At 29.5% G+C, this 21083-nt stretch carries 20 protein-coding genes and 5 tRNA genes; 4 read left to right on the top strand and 21 right to left on the bottom strand.

Annotation, left to right across the window (positions count from 1 at the left end; genetic code table 11):
* Positions 1-37: 37 nt before the first annotated feature.
* The 13 genes from rplL to CINS_RS02085 form a co-directional block, all read right to left on the bottom strand.
* Positions 38-418, bottom strand: coding sequence for a 50S ribosomal protein L7/L12 (gene rplL, locus CINS_RS02145; protein WP_039649456.1), 381 nt, complete (start codon positions 416-418; stop codon positions 38-40).
* A gap of 17 nt (positions 419-435) precedes the next feature.
* Positions 436-915: a 50S ribosomal protein L10 gene (rplJ, locus tag CINS_RS02140; RefSeq protein WP_039649454.1), complete on the bottom strand. Its 480-nt coding sequence runs from the start codon at positions 913-915 to the stop codon at positions 436-438.
* A gap of 163 nt (positions 916-1078) precedes the next feature.
* Entirely contained in the window at positions 1079-1780 is a 702-nt protein-coding gene (gene rplA, locus CINS_RS02135; protein WP_039649452.1) for a 50S ribosomal protein L1, read from the bottom strand.
* 63 nt (positions 1781-1843) lie between these two features.
* Positions 1844-2269: a 50S ribosomal protein L11 gene (rplK, locus tag CINS_RS02130; protein WP_039649450.1), complete on the bottom strand. Its 426-nt coding sequence runs from the start codon at positions 2267-2269 to the stop codon at positions 1844-1846.
* 22 nt (positions 2270-2291) lie between these two features.
* Positions 2292-2822 carry a transcription termination/antitermination protein NusG gene (gene nusG, locus CINS_RS02125; protein WP_039649448.1) on the bottom strand — a complete coding sequence of 177 codons (531 nt, stop codon included), beginning with the start codon at positions 2820-2822 and terminating at the stop codon, positions 2292-2294.
* A gap of 3 nt (positions 2823-2825) precedes the next feature.
* Positions 2826-3008, bottom strand: a complete 183-nt coding sequence (gene secE / locus CINS_RS02120; RefSeq protein WP_039649446.1) for a preprotein translocase subunit SecE — start codon at positions 3006-3008, stop codon at positions 2826-2828.
* Positions 3009-3024: 16 nt separating this feature from the next.
* Positions 3025-3100 (bottom strand) — tRNA-Trp (locus CINS_RS02115).
* Positions 3101-3116: 16 nt separating this feature from the next.
* On the bottom strand, positions 3117-3275 hold the full coding sequence (gene rpmG, locus CINS_RS02110; RefSeq protein ID WP_012661178.1) for a 50S ribosomal protein L33: 159 nt from the start codon (positions 3273-3275) through the stop codon (positions 3117-3119).
* Positions 3276-3314: 39 nt separating this feature from the next.
* Positions 3315-4514: an elongation factor Tu gene (gene tuf, locus CINS_RS02105; protein ID WP_039649445.1), complete on the bottom strand. Its 1200-nt coding sequence runs from the start codon at positions 4512-4514 to the stop codon at positions 3315-3317.
* Positions 4515-4578: 64 nt separating this feature from the next.
* A tRNA-Thr gene (locus CINS_RS02100) sits at positions 4579-4653 on the bottom strand.
* Between the two features lie 104 nt (positions 4654-4757).
* A tRNA-Gly gene (locus tag CINS_RS02095) sits at positions 4758-4834 on the bottom strand.
* Between the two features lie 7 nt (positions 4835-4841).
* A tRNA-Tyr gene (locus tag CINS_RS02090) sits at positions 4842-4927 on the bottom strand.
* Positions 4928-4974: 47 nt separating this feature from the next.
* Positions 4975-5050: transfer RNA gene (locus CINS_RS02085), tRNA-Thr, on the bottom strand.
* A gap of 98 nt (positions 5051-5148) precedes the next feature.
* On the opposite strand from CINS_RS02085, the gene CINS_RS02080 reads away from it, so the two are divergent.
* Positions 5149-5889: a YaaA family protein gene (locus CINS_RS02080; protein ID WP_039649442.1), complete on the top strand. Its 741-nt coding sequence runs from the start codon at positions 5149-5151 to the stop codon at positions 5887-5889.
* Positions 5890-5913: 24 nt separating this feature from the next.
* Here the strand turns inward: CINS_RS02080 and CINS_RS02075 are convergent, their stop codons facing one another.
* From CINS_RS02075 to mqnE, 8 genes are all read right to left on the bottom strand, one after another.
* Positions 5914-7173, bottom strand: coding sequence for a major outer membrane protein (locus CINS_RS02075; protein ID WP_039649440.1), 1260 nt, complete (start codon positions 7171-7173; stop codon positions 5914-5916).
* Positions 7174-7538: 365 nt separating this feature from the next.
* The gene (locus CINS_RS02070; RefSeq protein ID WP_039649438.1) at positions 7539-8279 is read right to left on the bottom strand and encodes a pilus assembly FimT family protein; all 741 of its coding nucleotides are present in this window, start codon (positions 8277-8279) and stop codon (positions 7539-7541) included.
* Positions 8276-9430 (bottom strand): membrane protein, encoded by a 1155-nt coding sequence (locus CINS_RS02065; RefSeq protein WP_039649436.1) that lies wholly within the window; start codon positions 9428-9430, stop codon positions 8276-8278. Before CINS_RS02065 ends, CINS_RS02070 begins: the two co-directional genes overlap by 4 nt.
* A gap of 4 nt (positions 9431-9434) precedes the next feature.
* Entirely contained in the window at positions 9435-9968 is a 534-nt protein-coding gene (locus CINS_RS02060) for a monoheme c-type cytochrome (RefSeq protein WP_039649434.1), read from the bottom strand.
* Position 9969: 1 nt separating this feature from the next.
* Positions 9970-12369, bottom strand: a complete 2400-nt coding sequence (locus CINS_RS02055) for a molybdopterin guanine dinucleotide-containing S/N-oxide reductase (RefSeq protein ID WP_039649432.1) — start codon at positions 12367-12369, stop codon at positions 9970-9972.
* A 61-nt stretch (positions 12370-12430) separates the two neighbouring features.
* Positions 12431-12871: a phosphoribosyltransferase gene (locus tag CINS_RS02050; RefSeq protein ID WP_039649431.1), complete on the bottom strand. Its 441-nt coding sequence runs from the start codon at positions 12869-12871 to the stop codon at positions 12431-12433.
* 1 nt (position 12872) lies between these two features.
* Positions 12873-14195, bottom strand: a complete 1323-nt coding sequence (locus tag CINS_RS02045) for an NCS2 family permease (RefSeq protein ID WP_039649430.1) — start codon at positions 14193-14195, stop codon at positions 12873-12875.
* 8 nt (positions 14196-14203) lie between these two features.
* On the bottom strand, positions 14204-15268 hold the full coding sequence (gene mqnE, locus CINS_RS02040) for an aminofutalosine synthase MqnE (protein WP_039649429.1): 1065 nt from the start codon (positions 15266-15268) through the stop codon (positions 14204-14206).
* A 342-nt stretch (positions 15269-15610) separates the two neighbouring features.
* On the opposite strand from mqnE, the gene CINS_RS02035 reads away from it, so the two are divergent.
* From CINS_RS02035 to fumC, 3 genes are all read left to right on the top strand, one after another.
* The gene (locus CINS_RS02035) at positions 15611-17737 is read left to right on the top strand and encodes an ACT domain-containing protein (protein WP_232012965.1); all 2127 of its coding nucleotides are present in this window, start codon (positions 15611-15613) and stop codon (positions 17735-17737) included.
* 3 nt (positions 17738-17740) lie between these two features.
* A complete protein-coding gene (gene glmS, locus CINS_RS02030) occupies positions 17741-19540 on the top strand; it encodes a glutamine--fructose-6-phosphate transaminase (isomerizing) (RefSeq protein WP_039649428.1) in 1800 nt (599 codons plus the stop codon).
* Between the two features lie 118 nt (positions 19541-19658).
* Entirely contained in the window at positions 19659-21050 is a 1392-nt protein-coding gene (gene fumC / locus CINS_RS02025) for a class II fumarate hydratase (protein ID WP_039649427.1), read from the top strand.
* Positions 21051-21083 lie beyond the last annotated feature (33 nt).

Below are 21083 nucleotides of genomic sequence, written 5' to 3'. Positions count from 1 at the left end.
AAAAAAACCTTTCTTGTTTAAATTTTAAAAACAAAAATTATTTAAGTTCAACCTTAGCACCAGCTTCTTCAAGTTGCTTTTTAGCTTCTTCTGCTTCTGCTTTGCTAACACCTTCTTTAAGAACTGATGGAGTTTGTTCAACAGCATCTTTAGCTTCTTTTAAACCAAGACCAGTTAAAGCACGAACAACTTTAATTACGTTGATTTTTTTATCTCCACCATCTTGTAAAACAATATCAAATTCAGTTTTTTCTTCAGCAGCTCCACCAGCAGCTCCACCAGCAGCAACAGCACCTGCAACCATAACAGGAGCAGCAGAAACACCAAATTTTTCTTCAAATTCTTTAACTAATTCTGATAATTCAAGAACACTTAAATTTGAAATAAATTCTAACACATCTTCTTTAGTAATTGCCATTTTTTATCCTTTTTTATTTATTCTGATTCTTTTTTATTTTTTAATGCATTTAATCCAATAGTAAAATTGGTAATCGGTGCATTCCAAACTTGTAAAAGCATAGCAAGTAATTCATTACGCGAAGGCATTTTAGCCAATGCTTTAACTTTACTAGTTGATGCAACTTCACCATCGATAAACGCAGTTTTAATTTCAAAAGACTGATTTGCTTCGCTAAATTTATCAGCAACTTTTGATACATTTAATTGATCTGCACCCCAAAGATAAATATTAGTATCTTTAAGTTCCATTCCATCTTTGCCGGCATTTTTAAGAGCAATATTTGCTAAAGTATTTTTAATAATTTGCACTTTAACATCCATTTCTCTAGCATTATTTCTTAGTTCTTCAAGTCTTTTAGTATTCAAACCTTTATAGTTACAAACTACGACAGCTTCACTATTTTTAAAACTTTCTTCAAGTTTAGAAACAAGCTCAACTTTTTGGCTTTTAGTCATCTTTACTCCTTTCCGACCGGTGATTTCAAGCAGAGTAGAAAATTTCTAATTAAGTCAAATGACCTCGGCTATCTCCAATCTAAGATAAAAATTAGATAAAATAAAAAAATAATTCGATTATCTTATCTAATTTTTATTAATGAGAGAAAAACTCTCATTAATTTTATTTTGTATCAAGAAGCTCTTGAGTATCCAAAGAAAGAGAAGGACTCATTGTTAAAGAAAGACTTGCATTTTTAATATATCTTCCTTTTGCTGCAGCTGGCTTATGTTTATTAATAGCTTTTACAAAAGCACTCATATTTTCTTTGAGTTGTTCCTTAGAAAAACTAACTTTGCCTAATCCTGCGTGTATATTTCCCTGTTTATCAACACGAAAATTTACTTGACCATTTTTAGCGTTATTAACAGCCTGTGCAACATCCATAGTTACTGTTCCAGTTTTTGGATTTGGCATTAAACCTTTTGGCCCCAAAATACGACCAACCTTACCAACAAGACCCATAAGATTTGGTGTAGCAATTAAAACATCAAAATTCATATTTCCTTTTTGAATTTCTTCAACTAAATCATCACTACCTACTATATCAGCACCGGCATTTTTAGCTTCATCTGCCTTGGCATCTTTAGCAATAACAGCAACACGAACTTTTTTTCCAGTTCCACAAGGTAACACTACACTACCTCTTACCATTTGATCAGCATGTCTTGGATCCACATTTAATTTTAATGCAATCTCAACAGTTTCATCAAATTTTGCAGAAGCAAGAGTTTTAACAGTACTTATCGCTTCATCCATTAAATAATCTTTATTTGAATCTATTTTCTTTAATAATTCAGTAAATCTTTTAGTATTTTTTGACATCAATTTTCTCCGCATTTTATATAAAGTGCTTCCGCCTTTTTATACTCTTGGCGGTAAAGAGTATTAATCTACGATTTCAACACCCATTGAACGAGCTGAACCCATAATAATCTTAGCAGCTTGTTCTCTGTCTTTGGTATTCATATCAGCAATTTTTTTATCAACTATTTCTAAAACTTGAGCTTTAGTTAATTTTCCAACTTTATTTTTAAGTGGATTGTCAGTTCCTTTAGAAATTCCAGCAGCTTTTTTAATTAAATCTGTTGCTGGTGGTTGCTTTGTTATAAATGTAAAACTTTTATCAGCATAAACAGTAATAACAACTGGTATATTAAAACCTGCCATATCCTTAGTTCTTTCGTTAAATGCTTTACAAAATTCCATAATATTAACACCTTGTTGTCCCAATGCAGGACCAACAGGAGGTGATGGATTAGCCTTAGTAGCAGCTATTTGTAATTTTATTTCACCTACGACTTTTTTAGCCATAACCTTCTCCTTTACTTAGTTATCAAACAATTTTTTCAACTTGAGAATATAAAATTTCAACAGGTGTTGATCTTCCAAAAATAGAAACATTCAACTTTAAAACACCTCTTACCATATCATATTCTTCTACAATACCAACAAAATTTGCAAAAGGACCCTCGGTAATTCTTACACTTTCTTCTCTATCAAATGAAATCTTAGGTTTTGGTGCCGCTTTATTTTTAACCTTTTCTAAAATAAGATTAATATCTTTTTCACTTAATGGAGTTGGATTTTTACTCTCACCGATAAAACGACCTACCTTTGGCAATGATTGAATTTTATGCCAAAGCTCTGTTGATAAATCAATATTTGCAAAAACATAACCTGAATATAAACTTCTCTCGCTTATTTTTTCTTTACCATTTTTAAATTCAATTACATCTTCAGTTGGAACTATAACATCAAGTAATCGATCTTCAATACCATTATCTCTTACCAAATTTTCAATGGCTCTTTTAACTGCCATTTCACTCCCAGCATAAGTTTGAATTGCATACCATTTATGATTCATGTATTATCCTATAATCTTAGATAATGAAAATGACATAAGTAAATCTACTAATGCTAAAAACAACGACACAACGGTAACAACTACAAAAACTGTAATATAAGCATTTCTAACTTGTTCTTTTAAAGGCCAAATTACTTTTGCCAATTCAGCTTTTGATAATTTAAAATAAGTTATTAATTTTTCCATATCTAACCTTATTTTGTGGCAGGGCAAGAGGGATTCGAACCCCCAACCATCGGATTTGGAATCCGGCGCTCTACCATTGGAGCTATTGCCCTAAGGGCTTAAAAAGCCTTAACTTTTTAATTTAACTTCTTTATGAATTGTATGTTTTTTTAATCTTGGACAATATTTTTTTAACTCTAATTTTTCAGTTGTATTTTTACTATTTTTAAATGTGCTGTAATTAATATCACCACATTCTTCACATTTTAAACCAACTTTAATTCTCATTTTTATTCCTTAAAAAAGCGAGATAAATCTCGCTTATAATTATTTAATAATTTTAGCAACAACACCTGAGCCAACAGTACGACCACCTTCACGGATAGCAAAACGTGTACCTTCTTCAAGCGCAACTGGAGCAATAAGACTTACTGTAATACTTACGTTTTCACCTGGCATAACCATTTCAACGCCATCAGCAAGTTTAATAGCACCTGTAACATCAGTTGTTCTTACATAAAATTGTGGTCTATAGTTATTAAAGAATGGAGTATGACGACCACCTTCATCTTTATTTAAAATATAAACTTCTGCTTCAAAATCTGTATGTGGAGTAATTGATTTTGGTTTAGCAAGCACCATACCACGTAGAACATCTTCTTTTTTAGTACCACGAAGAAGAACACCTACGTTATCTCCAGCTTCACCTTGCTCCATTTCTTTTCTAAACATTTCAACACCAGTTACAGTTGTTGTTTGAGTATCTCTGATACCAACGATTTCAATAGTATCGCCTACTTTTACAACACCTTTTTCAATTCTACCTGTAACAACAGTTCCACGACCTGAAATTGAAAAAACATCTTCAATTGGCATTAAGAAATCTTTATCTGTATCACGAGTTGGAGTTGGAATATAATCATCAACAGCAGCCATAAGATCTAAAATTTTCTTTGACCATTCTCCATCTTGACCAGCTTTTGCTTCTTCAAGCGCTTGTAATGCAGAACCTGAAATAATAGGAGTATCATCTCCTGGAAAATCATAAGAACTTAATAACTCTCTAATTTCCATTTCAACTAATTCTAACAATTCAGCATCATCAACCATATCAGCTTTATTCATAAATACAACAATGTAAGGAACACCTACTTGACGAGAAAGTAGAATATGCTCTCTAGTTTGTGGCATCGGACCATCTGCAGCTGAAACAACAAGAATAGCACCATCCATTTGTGCAGCACCAGTAATCATATTTTTAACATAGTCGGCGTGACCTGGACAATCTACGTGTGCATAGTGACGATTTTCAGTTTCATATTCAATGTGTGAAGTTGCGATAGTAATACCACGCTCTTTTTCTTCAGGAGCATTATCGATATTATCATAATCTTTAAGCTCAGCCAATCCTCTTCTTGAAAGAACAGCAGAAATCGCAGCTGTTAAAGTAGTTTTACCATGATCAACGTGACCAATAGTACCAATATTTACGTGAGGCTTATTACGTGAAAATTTTTCTTTAGCCATTTTTTTCCTCCATATAAAATTTTCAGACAAATCCTAATTTATGTTTTACAATCTTTTGATTTTATGGAGCTCATAGCGGGACTTGAACCCGCGACCTCTCCCTTACCAAGGGAGTGCTCTACCTCTGAGCCATACGAGCGCTCAGAAAAATTAAAAACACAAATACAAAAAATTTTGGAAATTGAAACTGCTAGATAATCTGAATAAAAACAGCTCCCAGTTTCACTCTACCAAAATTCAGGTTGGAGCGGGAAACGGGACTCGAACCCGCGACCCTCAGCTTGGAAGGCTGATGCTCTAGCCAACTGAGCTACTCCCGCAAAGCAATGGTGGTGAGTCGTGGATTCGAACCACGGAAGGCGAAAGCCAGCAGATTTACAGTCTGCCCTCGTTGGCCACTTGAGTAACTCACCATAATAAAAAATGCTTTTTATTTCTGGTCAAACACTGCTATTAACAATGGAGCTGGTTAAGGGACTTGAACCCCCGACCTGCTGCTTACAAGGCAGCTGCTCTACCAACTGAGCTAAACCAGCAAAAAATAAAGTTGAATTATATTCTAATTTTAGAATATTGTCAAGATATTTTATATAATTTTATATAATTTAAAAAAGCGACAGAAAAGGAAATCATTATGAAAATATTATTCTCACCTAGTGAAGGAAAAACAAAAAAATGTAATAATGAAGTGATAAATAAAAAATCATTTATTTTTGAAGAAAAATACGAAAAAAGAATAGAAGTCATTTCAAAATATCAAAATTATATCAATACCTTAAATGATGAAGAATTAAGAAATTTTTTTGATATAAAAGATGACAATGAAATTTTTGAACTTAAAAATGATATATTTCAAAGAAAAGGTCTTAAAGCTATAGAAAGATATAATGGTGTTGCGTATGATTTTTTAAACTACAAAAAACTTAATTTACAAGAAAAAAAATATATAGATGAAAATGTAATTATATTTTCAAATTTATTTGGTCCTGTAAGAGCGGGTGATAATTTACCTTATTATAAATTTAAACAAGGTAAGAAAATTAAAAATTTTAATATAGAAAAATTTTATAAAGATAATTTTTCAAAAGAATTAGACAATTTTTTAAAAGATGAAGTGGTAATTGATTTAAGAGCTAAATTTTATGAAAAATTTTATGTTTTAAATCAACCTTATATAAGTTTTACATTTTTAAAAAATTCTAAAGTGCTAAGTCATTATGCCAAAGCTTATAGAGGAATGATTTTAAATTTTTTAGCGATAAATAATATTACAAATAAAAAAGAAGTACTTGAAAAATTACCACAAAACCTAAAAATAAAAGAAATTAAAATACAAGGATTGAAAAAAGAAATAATTTTAGAAATAATGAGCTAGGTAAAAACCTAACTCATTTTAAGATTAGAATTTATATAAAGCTTCAAGTCTAATATATTGATCTTTATTATCACTTACACCTTTTTCATTATAATCTTCAGTTAAATAAGAATAGAATCCACTAAATGTAAGTTTTGGACTATAAGCATAAGATACACTTCCAACAAATTCATTTTTATCTATATCATCTGCTTTATCAAATTTAGTAGTACCACCAATATAGTCAAAACCTACTCTTAAAGTTTCAGCAAAAGTATAACCTATGCCTGCGAAATAGAATAAGTTTTTACCAAAATCTCCATTTAAAGAACTACCATCTGAATAGAATATTTGTTCTCCAGCAGTAATAACTTTACCTGTATCTTCTAAAGTCACAAGACTATATTCATTTTTATCACCATAACCAACTATACCTGCTTGGAAATCAAAAGCTGAAATATCACCTGAAAATCTAGCCGCATAGAAGTTACCATTTGAAAATCCGTGATCATCATGATAGCTTTCTAAAACATTTCCTAAATATTGACCTTCGATTTTAAAGTTAGCATCGTTAAATGCGAATTTATAGCTTGCATCTACTGCATATAAATATGCCCAACCTGCTGAGTAAGCAGCCCATAATTGGAATGCGAATGGATCAAAATCACCTAATACAGCTGCACCATATAAAGATGAATTTCTTATACCAAGCTCAGAAAAATCTCCATCATCTTGGTCATTAAAACTATCAAACCAGTAACCTGCAAAAGTTAAACCTTCGATAGAATTATTTAAAACTTTAGCACCTGTTCCTACGCCATCATCAGTCCAAATAGAATCTATTTCCATTTTACCAAAGATTACATTAGTAGCATAAGCTTCATTCATATACTCTAAGTAAGCTTGTTTAACAGCGAATGTACTATGAGTGTTTGTTCCAACTTTTTTTGTACCATCATCTCCGAATCCGTATTCACCTGTGTTGTATTCAAATTGAACAAATGCTTTAAAATTATCATCTAAAGCTGCTTTGAAATTTAATTGAGATTTAAATTTATGAGTATTATTTTTAGAACCGTTATATCCTCTATCTTGAACACCTGGATGATTACCGGTAGGATTACTGGTTTGTGAATAAGCATTATGTGGTTTAGAACCCATATCTAATCTATCAGATTCAAATCTGTATCTTAACATACCTGATACATCAACGTCTTTTATAGCTTCTTCAAGTGAAACAGCGTTTGCTGCTGAAAAAGCACCTGCAGCTAAAGCTGCTACTAAACTAAGTTTAACTAGTTTCATGAGAATTCTCCTTATTAAAAATAAAAATGTGAAAGAAATTATACCATAGTTTTATATGAAAAATCTTAAAGCATATAAAAAAAGTTAATAAGTGGTAAAAAACGAAAATATAAAATCTTAAAAAAATGTAATATATATGGAAAAATAAGCATTTTAGATACAATAGTCAAAATAGCAATCTTGACACTTGATATCTCAAAATGGTATTAAAAAGATAAAAAATTTAAATGAAAACTTAAAAAAATATTTTTAAAGACCTAGTAAAAACACTAGGTCTTTAAAAACTAAGGAGTTATCTATGAATGTTTGCTTTTACAATCGTAATTATGCTCTTTGAAAGTTAATGTATAGAAACAACAAGAAATTTATAATTTATCGCAAGTAATATATCTACCATTTAATGAGAAATATTGCTTATCATCACTTTCAAACTTAGGTATATAAGCATATGAAGTTTTTGAGTTTATCAAAATACAAATATGTTTTTCTTCTTTATTTGATAATCTTATAATGCAATCATTTTTAAAGTTGAGTAATTTATCATAAATTCTTGAAGAATTTTTTAAAGGAGAATACAAGCGACCAAAACTATCAAAAACCAAACGAGTGCTACCTTTACAAGAACCTTCAAATAATACTTTTGAAATACCATAGCTTTTTTCTATATTATATTTTGAATTTGCTTTAGTATTAGCTTGCGTGATGACTCCACTTTGGCCTGAATTCATTAAAAGATTAGGGTTTAATAAATCTATAGCTATTTCTCTATCTTTATTTATTATATTTTTGCCAAGATTGGCATTTCCATCTCCATTTTTATCTAAAAATATAGTATAGGTTTGTTCGTTATTAGTAGCTAGTTGTGATTTAATAAAATACAATTGCCATTTAGCTTTAAACCATTCTCTTTTGGCGATACTAAAATCTTTAGTTCTAAAATCGTTTTGCATTAAAGCTAAATGTTTGGTGTATTTAATATCGTTTAAAATTTGCTCTACGCCAAGATGTAGATAATTAGGTTTTACATAAAAATAAGCTATAGAAAAAACTAAAGAAAGTATCATACAAACTAAAATTAATTCTATAAGAGTAAATGCCTTATTCATTTTAATTTAAAATATAAAGAATGTCTAGGTAGAGAAATTACAATATTGCTTGGTTTATCAGAATATAGAAGATGTTTTTCTCCTTCTTGAATACCATAAAATTTAAGTCTTAAAGCTAAATCTTTTTTAGCTTGAACTTCTAAAATATTATTTTCTTTCAAAACTTTTGCTAATTCTTTGGCTATGTGATAATTGTAGGCAAAATGTTTTTGTGGAGATTTTAAAATATAATAAAAAGAATGATTAAAAATGAGACCTAAATAAAAAAGTACCAAAAAAATTAAAGAACATTCGATAAAGATATTGTGCTTAATGCGTAATTGCGGAAGTCTTGAACGATATGAAGACATCAAATAACGCAGTAAAAGAGGAGTGCAAACTACACAAAATGGTAAAAAATCTTCTAAAAATAGTCTTTGTCTCAAAGAAAATAATAAGCAAAAAATAAATGTTGTCGCTATCACAAACCACAATAAAGGCTTTTCTTTTTGCAAAAGAATTTTATATATCACATAAAAGAAATATAAAAATATTAATGGCGAAAAACATGCAGCAAATATACCTATAGTATCTAAAAAATAACCTTGTGGTTTGCCACTTGCATCAAATCCATAAATACTCATAGCAATGGCAAATAATACTAACGCACTAAAAATTAAAATTTTATCTCTTTTGTGAATACCATAAAAAAAGAATGCTAAATACAAAATAGCAAATTTTCCATCTATAACTAAAGAAAAAACTAAAAATACATAAAATAATATATTTTTTTTATATTCAAATAAAACTAAAATCAAAAGAGTAAGAAATATAACTATGGAAGATTCATTAATCAAAAGTGCACTAGCGACACTACCTGGTAATAAGATAAAAAGAACCACTGACATTAATGCGTCAAAAGAAGTTTTGGTGCATTTTAAAGCTAGAAGATAGAGTAAAATACAACTAAAAGAATGAAGCAAAACAAAAGGAATTCTCAAACCATAATCATTTTGTCCAAAAATAGTTGTACCTAGTCGAGAGATCATAGCAATCAAGCTATGATCATAAAAGAAAATTTTAGCTTCATTATAGCTAATAGATAAAGTGCTTATACCATACAATAAAGCACAAAAATCAAGTAATAAAAATGCGAGTAAATACCTTTTCATTCATTTAATCAAGATTTACAGGTCCATTACTAGCATGAGATTGCAAAAATCTTAAAATTCTGTTTTTTTCTGCATCGTTAATTTTTGCAAAACCTTGCATAGCTGATAAATAAGCATCCCACTCTTCCATTAAATGTTCTTTTGGTTTATGCGCCGCATGACAACTTGTACAAGTATCATAATACGTAAGTTCTATTTCATCCCACGCATCTATTTCTTTATCGGTTAAGTCTTTACTTTTTACTAAGAATTCCATTTCACTACTAGCATTTTTGGAATCTAAAGTTAGCAAAAGATAAATACCATCTTTAGTGTATGCTAATGATTTTGGATTTGTATCAACTACTTCACCTTTTACTTTAATCAAAGAATATTCACCTTCTTCTTTAATAAGTTCAACCTTAGAACCTTCATAAATTTGTCCTACAACTTTTTTACTAGCACTATCTAAAAGATCTACTTTTTCGCTATAAATAAACATATCTTTAGCAAGTATTGAACTTGCTAATAAAGTAAGTGTTAATATAATTTTTTTCATCTTAAGCTCCTATAATCTGTGGCGGTGTGGTTGATTTATAAGGTTTAATCACTTCATTTAATTTCTTAATATTTACAAGGCAAGTATTAACACTTGTTGCTTGAGCCATAGTAGAAGTTGGTCTTGAACTTGTCAAGACATTGACATGACCTGCATTACATCTTGGCATAGAATCATCTACATCTTCAGGATCATACCAAGCTCCTTCTTGAATACTTATTACACCCTCCATAATATTATCTGTTACAAAAGCACCTGCTAGTAAAGATCCTCTGTCATTATAAACTTCTACAACATCACCATGGTTAATGCCAAGTTTTTTTGCATCTTGAGTATTAATCACTACAGGCTCTCTACCTTGAATTTTATATAAATCTCTTACCCAAGTGTTATCAAGCTGGGAATGCACTCTATATCTTGGATGTGGACTTAATAAATGGAAAGGATATTTTTTAGTTAATTTTTCATTACCAAGCCATTCTGCTGGTTCAAACCATGTCGGGCAAGCTTTAAAATCTTCAAGATTATACTTTTCAAATTTAGGAGAATAAATTTGAATTTTTCCACTTTCTGTTGCAAGTTTATTAGCTACTGGATCTGCTCTAAATTCAGAATGTCTTACATATTTATACGCTTCCTTTGGTGTTTCAAAATGCACGTAACCTTGCTTCCAAAAATCTACAAATTCCATATAATAAGGACAATCGCTTCTTCCATAAAAACCTTCAAGCCATTGCTCTTTTGTTTTACCACCTGTAAATTTTTTATGCTCTCTTTCACCTATTTTTCTTGCCAATTCTTCAAAAATATCATAATCATTTCTACTTTCAAAATAAGGCTGTATAACTTGTTTCATAGCATATACATAATCTTGAGAATAAGACCCTCCAAAACTAATATCATCTCTCTCTAAAGTTGTTGTAGATGGCAATACAATATCTGCCATTTTTGCCATAGGAGTCCACCAAGGTTCATGCACTATTAAAGTATCAAGAGTTCTTAAAGCTTTAATAAGTTCATTAGTATTTGGATGATGACCTAAAACTGAAGCACCAACCACATACATTAGTTTTATTTTAGGAAAAGTTATTTCCTTACCTTTAAATTTAATAGTTTTTCCTGGATTTAAAATAGCTTCTGAAATTCTACTTGCTGGAATATTACTATCGAGATTATTTTTACCTTGCGGTAATCCAACTGGAAGTCTTACTCCTGAAAAAGCCTGTCCTCCACCTGAATAATGCATAGAAAAACCAAAACCTCCGCCTGGTAAGCCTATTTGACCTATCATAGAAGCTAATGTTATCAAGGTCCAATCAGCTTGCTCACCGTGATGAGCTCTTTGCATAGCCCAATTTCCAGCTAAGAAAGTTCTATTTTTTACAAAAGTATCAGCCAAAGCTGTAATAATTTTTTCATCAACTCCTGTAATATTTGCAGCCCAAGATGGAGTTTTTTCAATACCATCACTTTGACCAAGTAGATATGGTAAAAATTTATCAAAACCATCGGTATATTTTTCTATAAATTTTTTATCATATTTGCCACTTTTATAAAGATAATTCATCATACCAAGCATTAAAGCTACATCTGTATTTGGACGAATTTTAATCCACTGAGCATTTAAAATTTCCGCAGTTTGAGTGTATTGAGGATCAATGGAAATGAATTTAATATTTGATTTACTATATTTTTTATAGTATTCGTCATTACCACGATTTGCCACTTTAAAATCAATTTGATTACATTTATATAAATCAGCACCCCATAACACATAAACTTGAGTATTTTCTAAAATTACTTCATGGGCGGTTTGCAAAGAATAAACTTCTAAATCTCCCATTATAGTTGCATTTACTCTACCAGCAGCACCATTGCTATATTCACCATCAGTACCTATGTGACCACCTAAAGCAGTATTAAAAAATCTACCTGCAACTGAATTACAATTATGAAGCAAACCAACATGACCCCAAGCACCATAACTTGCATTGAATAAATTTTCTATAGGAGTTTCTTTTAATTTTTCTAAAACTAATTCTAAAGCTTTTTCCCAACTTACTCTTACAAAAGGCTCCTTGCCTCTTAATTTTGGTCTTTTTTTACCTTCTAAAAAACTTTTTCTCACGCATGGATACTTGATTCTAGTATCTGAATAAGTTCTGTCAATAATTGCATCTGTGATAATAGAAGGATGTTTATCAGATTTTTGTGGAGTAATTTTTGTAATTTTACCTTCTGAATTAACATCTGCAAAAAATGCACCAAAGTGCGTCGCATGTGGAATTTTTTTAGTGTCATAGAATTTAGTTCCACTTGTTGCAGCTATCAAAGGATTAGTAGAAGCAATGGCTGAGGTCGCAGCTAAACCTTTTAAAAATTTTCTTCTTGTTAAACTCATATCTTCTCCTTTCTTAACAAAAATGAATATTATAAGGATATCGTAATATTCTTAGTTTGATTTAAATTTCAATACTCCAAAAGAATTTTATCCATTCTGTAGCTTCTTTAATACAAAATTCCGGAATCAATAAAGCTGAAGGTTTATAAAAAACTGTAGCAACTTTAAGTTCTAAATGTGGATATTGTTCTATTAAAATTCTTTTAATTTCTATCATTGTTTCACCACTATCGATAATATCATCTACTAAAAGAATTTTTTTATAGGCACTAAGATCTGGTATGTTAAAAATTTTAATCGTATCTAGCTTTTGCGTATCATTATAATGAATAGAATTTAGAGAAAATAAATTTCGATTATTTAAACCTTCTGCTAAAAAATGCCCTAAAGTCATACCACCTCTTGCGATAGCAAGCAAAACATCTGGGTTAAATTCTTTTTGAATTTTATGAGTAAAAGGGATAATTTCTTTTTGAAATTCTTCATAAGAATAATAATACATTTTAATGTCCTATAAATTGTAATAAAAAAACGGCTAAAGAAATAAAACTTAAAACAACTATACCAAAATTAATTCGCGCAAATTCTCTCTGCACAAGACACATAAATAAATAAACAACAAAACCAAAAGCAAAACCTGTTGTAATAGAATAAGTTAAAGGCATCATGATAATAATAAAAAATGCACTTGCTGCAATACTTATATCTTTAAAATTAATACTCGCAACTTCCATAAACATCAACACACCTACCAAAACTAATACAGGATAGATAGAATTTGCTGGAATAGCTTTAAATACAGGAAGTAAAAATAGAGTTAAAACAAAGCAAATTGCTGTTACTAATGCAGTAAGTCCTGTTCTACCACCTGCTTCCACTCCTGCTGAACTTTCAACAAATGCTGTAACTGTAGAGGTCCCAACAATTGCACCAAGGGCTGAGCTTGTCGCATCAACACCTAAAGTTTTACCTAATTTTTTCTCACCAAATTTAGGATCATCAAAAATTTTTCCTCTTGAGCCAACACCTGTAATAGTACCCACACTATCAAAAAGCTGAGTCACAAAAAAAGTTAATATAATAGGTATCATACTAAGTTCTAAGGCTCCTACGATATCAAGTTTCCCAAATATAGCACTCAAGCCATTTTCACCATTAATAATAGGCAAAGAAAAAATTTTTTCTGGAAAAGTAGCTCCGTTTATACCAAAAATCCAAGCAAAAAATGCACTAACAAAAACTGCCAAAATAAAAGCTGCCTTAATTCGCCAAGCCCAAAATGTAAAAACCAAAAATAAACCAAATATACCAAATAAAACATTAGAACTTGAAAAATCTCCTAAACTCACTAAAGTCGCCTCGCTTTTAACAATCACACCCATTTGCACAAGTCCCATAAAAGCTATAAATGTCCCAATACCAGCCGAAATAGCTTTTCTTAGATCATTAGGAATACTTCTAATAACCCATATTCTAAAATTGGTAAAAGAAAGTAAGGTAAAAATCATTCCAGATAAAAATACCGCACCTAAGGCTGTTTGCCAAGGCACTTGATAAGTATTACAAACACTAAAGGTAAAATATGCATTCAAACCCATACCCACACTCATAGCTACGGGTGTATTAGAAACAAAAGCATTTAAAGCTGTTGCAAAAATAGTTACCAAAGCTGTTGCTACAATTAAAGCTTCCAAAGGCATACCTGAAGCACTCATAATATTTGCATTCACTGGTATAATATAAATCATCGCTAAAAAAGTAGCAATACCTGCATAAATTTCTGTTTTTATATCGCTTTTATGTTCTTTGAGTTTAAAAAAATCCATTTTCTTCCTTAATAAGTTTTTAATTCGTTATATAAACTATCACGCTCTATAGCAACATAGCCTGAACTTTGTATCAACTCTATAAAAGTTTTTAAATTTAAACCATTGGCACTTTTTGCACCACCAGCACTTTGTATACTTTCTTTTTCTATAGTTCCATCTAAATCATTAGCTCCAAAATCTTGCGCAACCATAGCCAAATTTATTCCCATAGTAGCCCAATATGCTTTAATATTTTTAATATTATCAAGTACAATTCTTGCAATGGAAAGTGTCTTTAAAATTTCAACTGAACCTAATGGTTTTTTATTTGTAATAAAACTATTGTCTTGTTGCCACACCAAAGGAATAAAAGCATTAAAACCGCCAGTTTGATCTTGAAGTTCTCTTAATCTTATCATGTGATTTGTTCTATGTTTTCTATCTTCAATATGACCAAATAGCATAGTTGCATTACTTTGCCTACCTTTTTCATGCCAAAGCTTATGAATTTTTAACCAATTTTGACTACTAACTTTACCATGGCAAATTTTTTTACGAATCTCTTCATCAAAAATTTCAGCTCCACCGCCTGGCATAGAATCAACACCATATTCAAGCATCTTTTCTATAATTTGCTCATAACTCATATTAAAAGCTCTACTTAAAAAATCAACTTCTGCAGCAGTTAAAGCCTTAATGTGTAAAAATGGATATTTTTGTTTGATCATTCTAAAAATTTCCAAATACCATTCCCAAGAAGTGTTTTTATTATGTGCTGAAACAATATGAATCTCTTTAGTGTCTCTTTGCACTGTTTCATCAATAATATTCATAATTTGTTCATGAGTCATCGTATAAGGATTTGGATTTTTCCTATGAGCTGAAAAAGCACAAAATTTACAAGTATCAGCACAAATATTAGTAGGATTAATATGGCGATTAATATTAAAATAAACTTTTTTCCCATGAAGTTTAGTACGAATTTTTTGAGCGTATTTTCCTAGAGTAAAAAGATCAAAATCCCAAAGTTTATTAGCTTCATTCTCATTTAATCTTTCTTCATTGTCTAATTTTTGAATAATTGTTTGCATCATTTAACCAAAATTTTGAAATTTAAAATGTAATTATATTTTTAATTTACTTAAAACTTCATACAAATTATTGTGGTATGATTTAAAAAATATATTTAAGGATATTTTTTGAGTCTCAATATAGAAAAAATTCAAAAATTAAAAATTTCTTTAAAAGATTATGAAGCATACTGCTCAAGACTTTTTTTAAAACAAGGTTCTTTTAGTTATCATCATTCCAAGGAAATAGATCATTTTATAAAAGATACATACGATTTAATTTTAAATGATTTTTTTGATAACTTTTTTCCACATGAAGATAAAATTCCTTTATGTATTTTGGCTATAAAACAATATGCTAAGATGAATTTAAGTATAAAAGAAAATGTGGATCTGCTTTTAATATATAAAGATATCAAAGCTTACAATATAAAACCTCTAATGAAAAATTTTTTAGGAATTCTAAATGATATTAATCTTAATATAAACTACCAAATTTATGAGCTTAATGGGCTTCACAATGTAGTAAAAAATGAACTTAAAGAAGATATTTTACAATATAGATTCATTTGCGGTTCTAAGATTTTATTTAAACAAATTAAAGAAAAAATTACACAAATACAGAATGAATTTAAAAATGATTTTAGCTATAAAATTCTAAAAAATTTCAATCCTTTCGAACAGATCTTAATAAAACAAGAATTTGATATTAATACAGAATTTGGGGGACTTAATGAGCAATTAAACATAGAAAATTTAAATATTTTATATAAAAATAGCCCAAAAAACTATATGTTAAATTTTATCAATGAAAAAGAATTGAGTGAATTTAAATTAGCAAGTGATTTTTTATTTTCATTAAAATGTGCAATGAATCTTTTAGAGGGAAAAAATACAAATATATTTTTAATACAAAACACCCAAAATCTCGCAAATTTAATGCATAAAAAAGAAAAGAAAAATTTAAATCTTAACTCTATACTCACTCAAAAAGCGCTTCAATCTATGCATACTTGCGGAATTTATACTCATTTTTTAGCAAGAAATATGCAAAAAAAACAAAATCAAAATTTTGAATTTATAGAAAATGATTATTTTATTTATAATGAAAACGAAAAAAACTTAGAAGAAATTTTATCAGTACTTTTAAAATTAGACGATAAAAATTATCATTTTGATATTAGCCTTATTTTTGCACTCAAGCGTTCAAAAAACAATATAAAAAATTTAGATTTTTTTGAAGCCATCTTAAAGCGTAAATATTCCTATAGTATATTAAAATTATTATTAGATGCTAATATCTTAAAAGACTTTTGCAAACCCTTAATTCAAAGTAAATTTTTACTCGAAGAAGATGGGGTGTATAGCGCTTTAGATAGAGCTTTACTTTGTTTATATCACTTTGAAAATAAAAACGAAAATAAAGATTTAGATGCGGATATTTTATTGGTGCTAAAATTAACCATACTTTTAAGCGCAATAAATGAAAACAATGAAATATCTTTAGCAAATATTTATCGAGCTTATGTTGGTAAATTTAACATCAATAATGACAGTTTAGAGCTTGGAATAAGATTACTCAAAAATTTTAATGCTTTTAAAGATATTATAGAAAAAGAAGATATTTACAATCAAACTATAATATTGAATTTTATATCTAAACTTACCGATTCATATACTTTAAAAATGCTTTATATTTTATCTTTTTGCAACGCCAAAGCTTTGGGTATAGAAAATAATTTTTATTATAAAAGTTTAGAAAATTTATATCAAAATGCTTTAGAAGGTTTTGAAGATGAGAATCTAATAGATGAAAGTCAAAAAAGAGTTAAAAAAGAACAAATTTTAAAAAGAAGTAAAGCTTTTGCAAATCTTGATGAGCAAACTCAAAATAATATTATTCATATTAAATCTAATTTATTTTTTATCCAGAATAATTTTGAAAAAATTATCAAGATTACTCAAATAGCACAAAAAGAAAATTTTACATTTTGGCTTGACAACAGTGAAAATTTAGTTTTAGAAGTTATTGTGAGTAAAAATAATAATTTAGAGAATATATTAAATTCTTTAAGCTCTTTAAATTTGATTTTTATGGGATTTTTTGAATTATTTGAAGATAAAATATATCTTAAATTTGAATATTCTGATATTATAAGCGATGAACAAAAAGAAAGTCTTCAGAATTTATTAAATTCAAAATTACATACAAAGATACAAAAAAAAGTAAAAAAACCAAACATTAAAAAAGATGAATTAAAATTAGATATGGATTATTCTAAAAATTATGCTAAGATAAACTTAAATACAAAGGATCAAAAAGGTTTAATGGCTTATGTAATGGAAGTATTAACAAACTACGATGTAATTTTAAGTGCGGCTAAAATTCAAACTATAAGGGAAAGAACTAGAAATGTTTTAATCTTGCATAAAAACGAAAGTTTGCAAAATTATAAGGAAAAAATTTTAAAATCATTAATAAGTGAGTAGGAAATGTGTGGGATTGTAGGATATATAGGAAATAAAGAAAAGAAAAAAATCATCCTTGATGGATTAAAAGAATTAGAATATAGAGGTTATGACAGTGCTGGTATAGCTGTGATGAAAGAAGGAGAGCTTGATTTTTTTAAAGCAGTTGGAAAATTAGATAACTTAGCTAATAAAACAAGTCAATTCAGTAGTGATGGTTTTGGCTTAGCTATAGGACATACACGCTGGGCAACACATGGCAAACCAACAGAGATTAATGCTCATCCGCATTTAGGACAATACTCGTGTGTGATACATAATGGAATCATAGAAAATTATCAAGAACTAAAAGAAAAACTTACTAAAGAAGGAATTTCATTTTTAAGTCAAACAGATACTGAAGTTATTGTGCATTTGTTTGAATATTATGCAGCCACTTTATCATCTTTTGATGCATTCAAAAAAACTATTGAAGAACTAAAAGGAGCTTATGCTATATTATTAATTAGCAAAAAAGATCCAAGTACTATTTATTTTGCCAAAAATGCCGTACCTTTGATTATAGGTAAAAACGATGATGAAGATGAGTATTATTTTGCTTCAAGTGATGCTCCTTTGGTATCTTTAGTAAATAAAGTAGCTTATCTTGAAGATGGGGATTATGGCTTTGTAAATTTAAAAGAATGTAAGTTATACCATGAACAAACACATATTCAACCTAATTTTGTTATTTTAAATCAAGATAAAAGTTTTGCACAAAAAGATGGATATAGATTTTTCATGGAAAAAGAAATTTATGAACAAAGTAGAGTCTTAACTGAAGTATTAATGGGACGCTTGCAAGGTGATGAAGTTGTTTTTGAAGATATTAATGATAAAATATTAGAAAACATAGAAGAAATTACACTTTGTGCTTGCGGCACTAGCTATCATGCTGCTTTAAGTGGAGCTTACTTATTTGAAAGATTAGCAAAAATTAAAACTAAAGTGGAGGTTGCTAGTGAATTTAGATACAGAGAAGCTATTATAGGAAAAAATACACTTTTTATAGTTATATCTCAAAGCGGAGAAACTGCCGATACACTCGAAGCTTTAAAAATAGCAAAAGCTCAAGGAGTTAAAACCTTAGCAGTATGCAATGTAGATAATTCCAATATCGTACGATTAGCTGATATTTCCTTACTTACTAGAGCTGGAATCGAAAAAGGTGTAGCATCAACTAAAGCTTTTGCTACTCAAGTTGCTACTTTATGGATGTTAGCTATTTATCTCGCACAAAAAGCTAAACTTGATATGAATCATGAAATTAAGGCTTTAAGAAGCTTACCAAATATAGTAAAAGTAAATCAAAATTTACATGAAAAAGTTCATAGAATTTCAAAAAGATATTTACATGGTCACGGATTTTTCTTTATAGGAAGAGATGTATTTTATCCATTAGCCCTAGAAGGAGCTTTAAAGTTAAAAGAAATTTCTTATTTACACGCAGAAGGATATCCTGCTGGAGAGATGAAACATGGACCTATAGCTTTAGCAGATAGCGAACTTTTTACAGTGGCATTAATGCCGAAAAATTGTCTTTATGAAAAAACAAAATCAAACGTGGAAGAACTTGCAGCTAGAGATTCTACTTTGCTTGCTATTTCACCTATTGATTTTGACTTAAGTGATGATTTTATAAAAACTTCAAGTCAAGAACATTATATGTGCGAATTTTTCGAAATGATGGTTATTTTACAACTTTTAGCTCTTGAGGTGTCTATAAGATTGGGTAATGATGTAGATATGCCAAGAAATTTAGCTAAAAGTGTTACTGTTGAGTGATAATACGCTATTGTTGCGCATTTAAATGAAATTTATATAACATTTTTAAAAATTGTAAGCTAATTTTAGGTTTTTTTGCGTTTAAATATGGTTTTAAATTCAATTTTAAGGAATAATCATGGAATATAGAATTGAACATGATACTATGGGAGAGATTAAAGTTCCTAATGATAAATATTGGGGTGCTCAAACTGAAAGAAGTTTTGAAAATTTTAAAATTGGTACTGAAAAAATGCCAAAAGTTTTAATTTATGCCTTTGCAAATCTTAAAAAATCTTTAGCATTGGTAAATAATAAACTTGGAAAATTAGATGATGCAAAAAAGAATGCTATTGTTCAAGCTTGCGATGAAATCGTAGCAGGAAAATTTGACGATAATTTCCCACTAGCAATATGGCAAACAGGTTCAGGCACACAAAGTAATATGAATATGAATGAAGTCATAGCAAATCGTGCTACAGAAATTATGGGTGGAGATTTTAGAAAAGAAAAGCTTGTTCATCCAAATGATCATGTAAATATGAGCCAAAGCTCAAATGACACCTTCCCAACTGCTATGAGTATAGTTTCGGTTGAACAAGTAGAGAAAAAACTTATCCCTGCTTTAGATGAACTTATTGCGACTTTTGAAAAGAAAGTAAAAGAATTTGAAGGAATTATCAAAATAGGAAGAACTCATCTTCAAGACGCTACTCCATTAACTTTAGCACAAGAATTTAGCGGATACTTATCCATGCTGCTTCATTCAAAAGAACAATTGATTGCTTCTTTGCCGACTCTAAGAGAGCTTGCAATAGGCGGAACTGCTGTTGGCACAGGATTAAATGCTCATCCAGAACTTAGTGAAAAAGTAAGTGAAGAATTAAGCAAACTCCTAGGTACTAAATTTATTTCAAGTCCAAACAAATTTCACGCTTTAACTAGTCATGATGCGATTAATTTTACCCATGGAGCTATGAAAGGCTTAGCGGCAAATTTAATGAAAATAGCTAATGATATTAGATGGCTTGCTTCAGGTCCTAGATGCGGTCTTGGAGAATTAATCATTCCAGAAAATGAGCCTGGAAGCTCTATTATGCCTGGTAAAGTTAATCCAACACAGTGCGAAGCCTTAACAATGGTTGCAGTCCAAGTTATGGGAAATGATGCTGCTATAGGTTTTGCGGCAAGTCAAGGAAATTTTGAACTTAATGTTTTTAAACCTGTAATTATTTATAATTTTTTACAAAGTCTTGACCTATTAGCTGATGCTATGCATTCGTTTAATATTCATTGTGCAGTAGGTATAGAACCAAACAAAGAAAAAATTGACTATAATCTTCATAATTCTTTAATGCTAGTTACTGCTTTAAATCCTCATATAGGTTATGAAAATGCTGCAAAAGTAGCAAAAAATGCTCATAAAAAAGGCATTTCATTGAAAGAAAGCGCCATGGAATTAAATTTAGTTAGTGAAGAAGATTTTGCTAAATTTGTAGATCCTACCAAAATGATAGGTCCTAAAAAATAAAATTCTATAGACTAGGATATCCTAGTCTATGAG

Origin of the sequence: Campylobacter insulaenigrae NCTC 12927 (assembly GCF_000816185.1) — a bacterium.
In the GTDB taxonomy this organism is placed as follows: Bacteria; Campylobacterota; Campylobacteria; order Campylobacterales; family Campylobacteraceae; genus Campylobacter_D; species Campylobacter_D insulaenigrae.
The sequence above is the reverse complement of the archived record's forward strand: the minus strand, read 5'-3'. Positions and strand labels throughout refer to the sequence as shown.

Coding starts and splice junctions, on each gene's coding strand:
- rplL (WP_039649456.1), bottom strand. CDS start 418: ATGGCAATTACTAAAGAAGATGTGTTAGAATTTATTTCAAATTTAAGT.
- rplJ (WP_039649454.1), bottom strand. CDS start 915: ATGACTAAAAGCCAAAAAGTTGAGCTTGTTTCTAAACTTGAAGAAAGT.
- rplA (WP_039649452.1), bottom strand. CDS start 1,780: ATGTCAAAAAATACTAAAAGATTTACTGAATTATTAAAGAAAATAGAT.
- rplK (WP_039649450.1), bottom strand. CDS start 2,269: ATGGCTAAAAAAGTCGTAGGTGAAATAAAATTACAAATAGCTGCTACT.
- nusG (WP_039649448.1), bottom strand. CDS start 2,822: ATGAATCATAAATGGTATGCAATTCAAACTTATGCTGGGAGTGAAATG.
- secE (WP_039649446.1), bottom strand. CDS start 3,008: ATGGAAAAATTAATAACTTATTTTAAATTATCAAAAGCTGAATTGGCA.
- rpmG (WP_012661178.1), bottom strand. CDS start 3,275: ATGAGAATTAAAGTTGGTTTAAAATGTGAAGAATGTGGTGATATTAAT.
- tuf (WP_039649445.1), bottom strand. CDS start 4,514: ATGGCTAAAGAAAAATTTTCACGTAATAAGCCTCACGTAAATATTGGT.
- CINS_RS02080 (WP_039649442.1), top strand. CDS start 5,149: ATGAAAATATTATTCTCACCTAGTGAAGGAAAAACAAAAAAATGTAAT.
- CINS_RS02075 (WP_039649440.1), bottom strand. CDS start 7,173: ATGAAACTAGTTAAACTTAGTTTAGTAGCAGCTTTAGCTGCAGGTGCT.
- CINS_RS02070 (WP_039649438.1), bottom strand. CDS start 8,279: ATGAATAAGGCATTTACTCTTATAGAATTAATTTTAGTTTGTATGATA.
- CINS_RS02065 (WP_039649436.1), bottom strand. CDS start 9,430: ATGAAAAGGTATTTACTCGCATTTTTATTACTTGATTTTTGTGCTTTA.
- CINS_RS02060 (WP_039649434.1), bottom strand. CDS start 9,968: ATGAAAAAAATTATATTAACACTTACTTTATTAGCAAGTTCAATACTT.
- CINS_RS02055 (WP_039649432.1), bottom strand. CDS start 12,369: ATGAGTTTAACAAGAAGAAAATTTTTAAAAGGTTTAGCTGCGACCTCA.
- CINS_RS02050 (WP_039649431.1), bottom strand. CDS start 12,871: ATGTATTATTATTCTTATGAAGAATTTCAAAAAGAAATTATCCCTTTT.
- CINS_RS02045 (WP_039649430.1), bottom strand. CDS start 14,195: ATGGATTTTTTTAAACTCAAAGAACATAAAAGCGATATAAAAACAGAA.
- mqnE (WP_039649429.1), bottom strand. CDS start 15,268: ATGCAAACAATTATTCAAAAATTAGACAATGAAGAAAGATTAAATGAG.
- CINS_RS02035 (WP_232012965.1), top strand. CDS start 15,611: ATGAATTTAAGTATAAAAGAAAATGTGGATCTGCTTTTAATATATAAA.
- glmS (WP_039649428.1), top strand. CDS start 17,741: ATGTGTGGGATTGTAGGATATATAGGAAATAAAGAAAAGAAAAAAATC.
- fumC (WP_039649427.1), top strand. CDS start 19,659: ATGGAATATAGAATTGAACATGATACTATGGGAGAGATTAAAGTTCCT.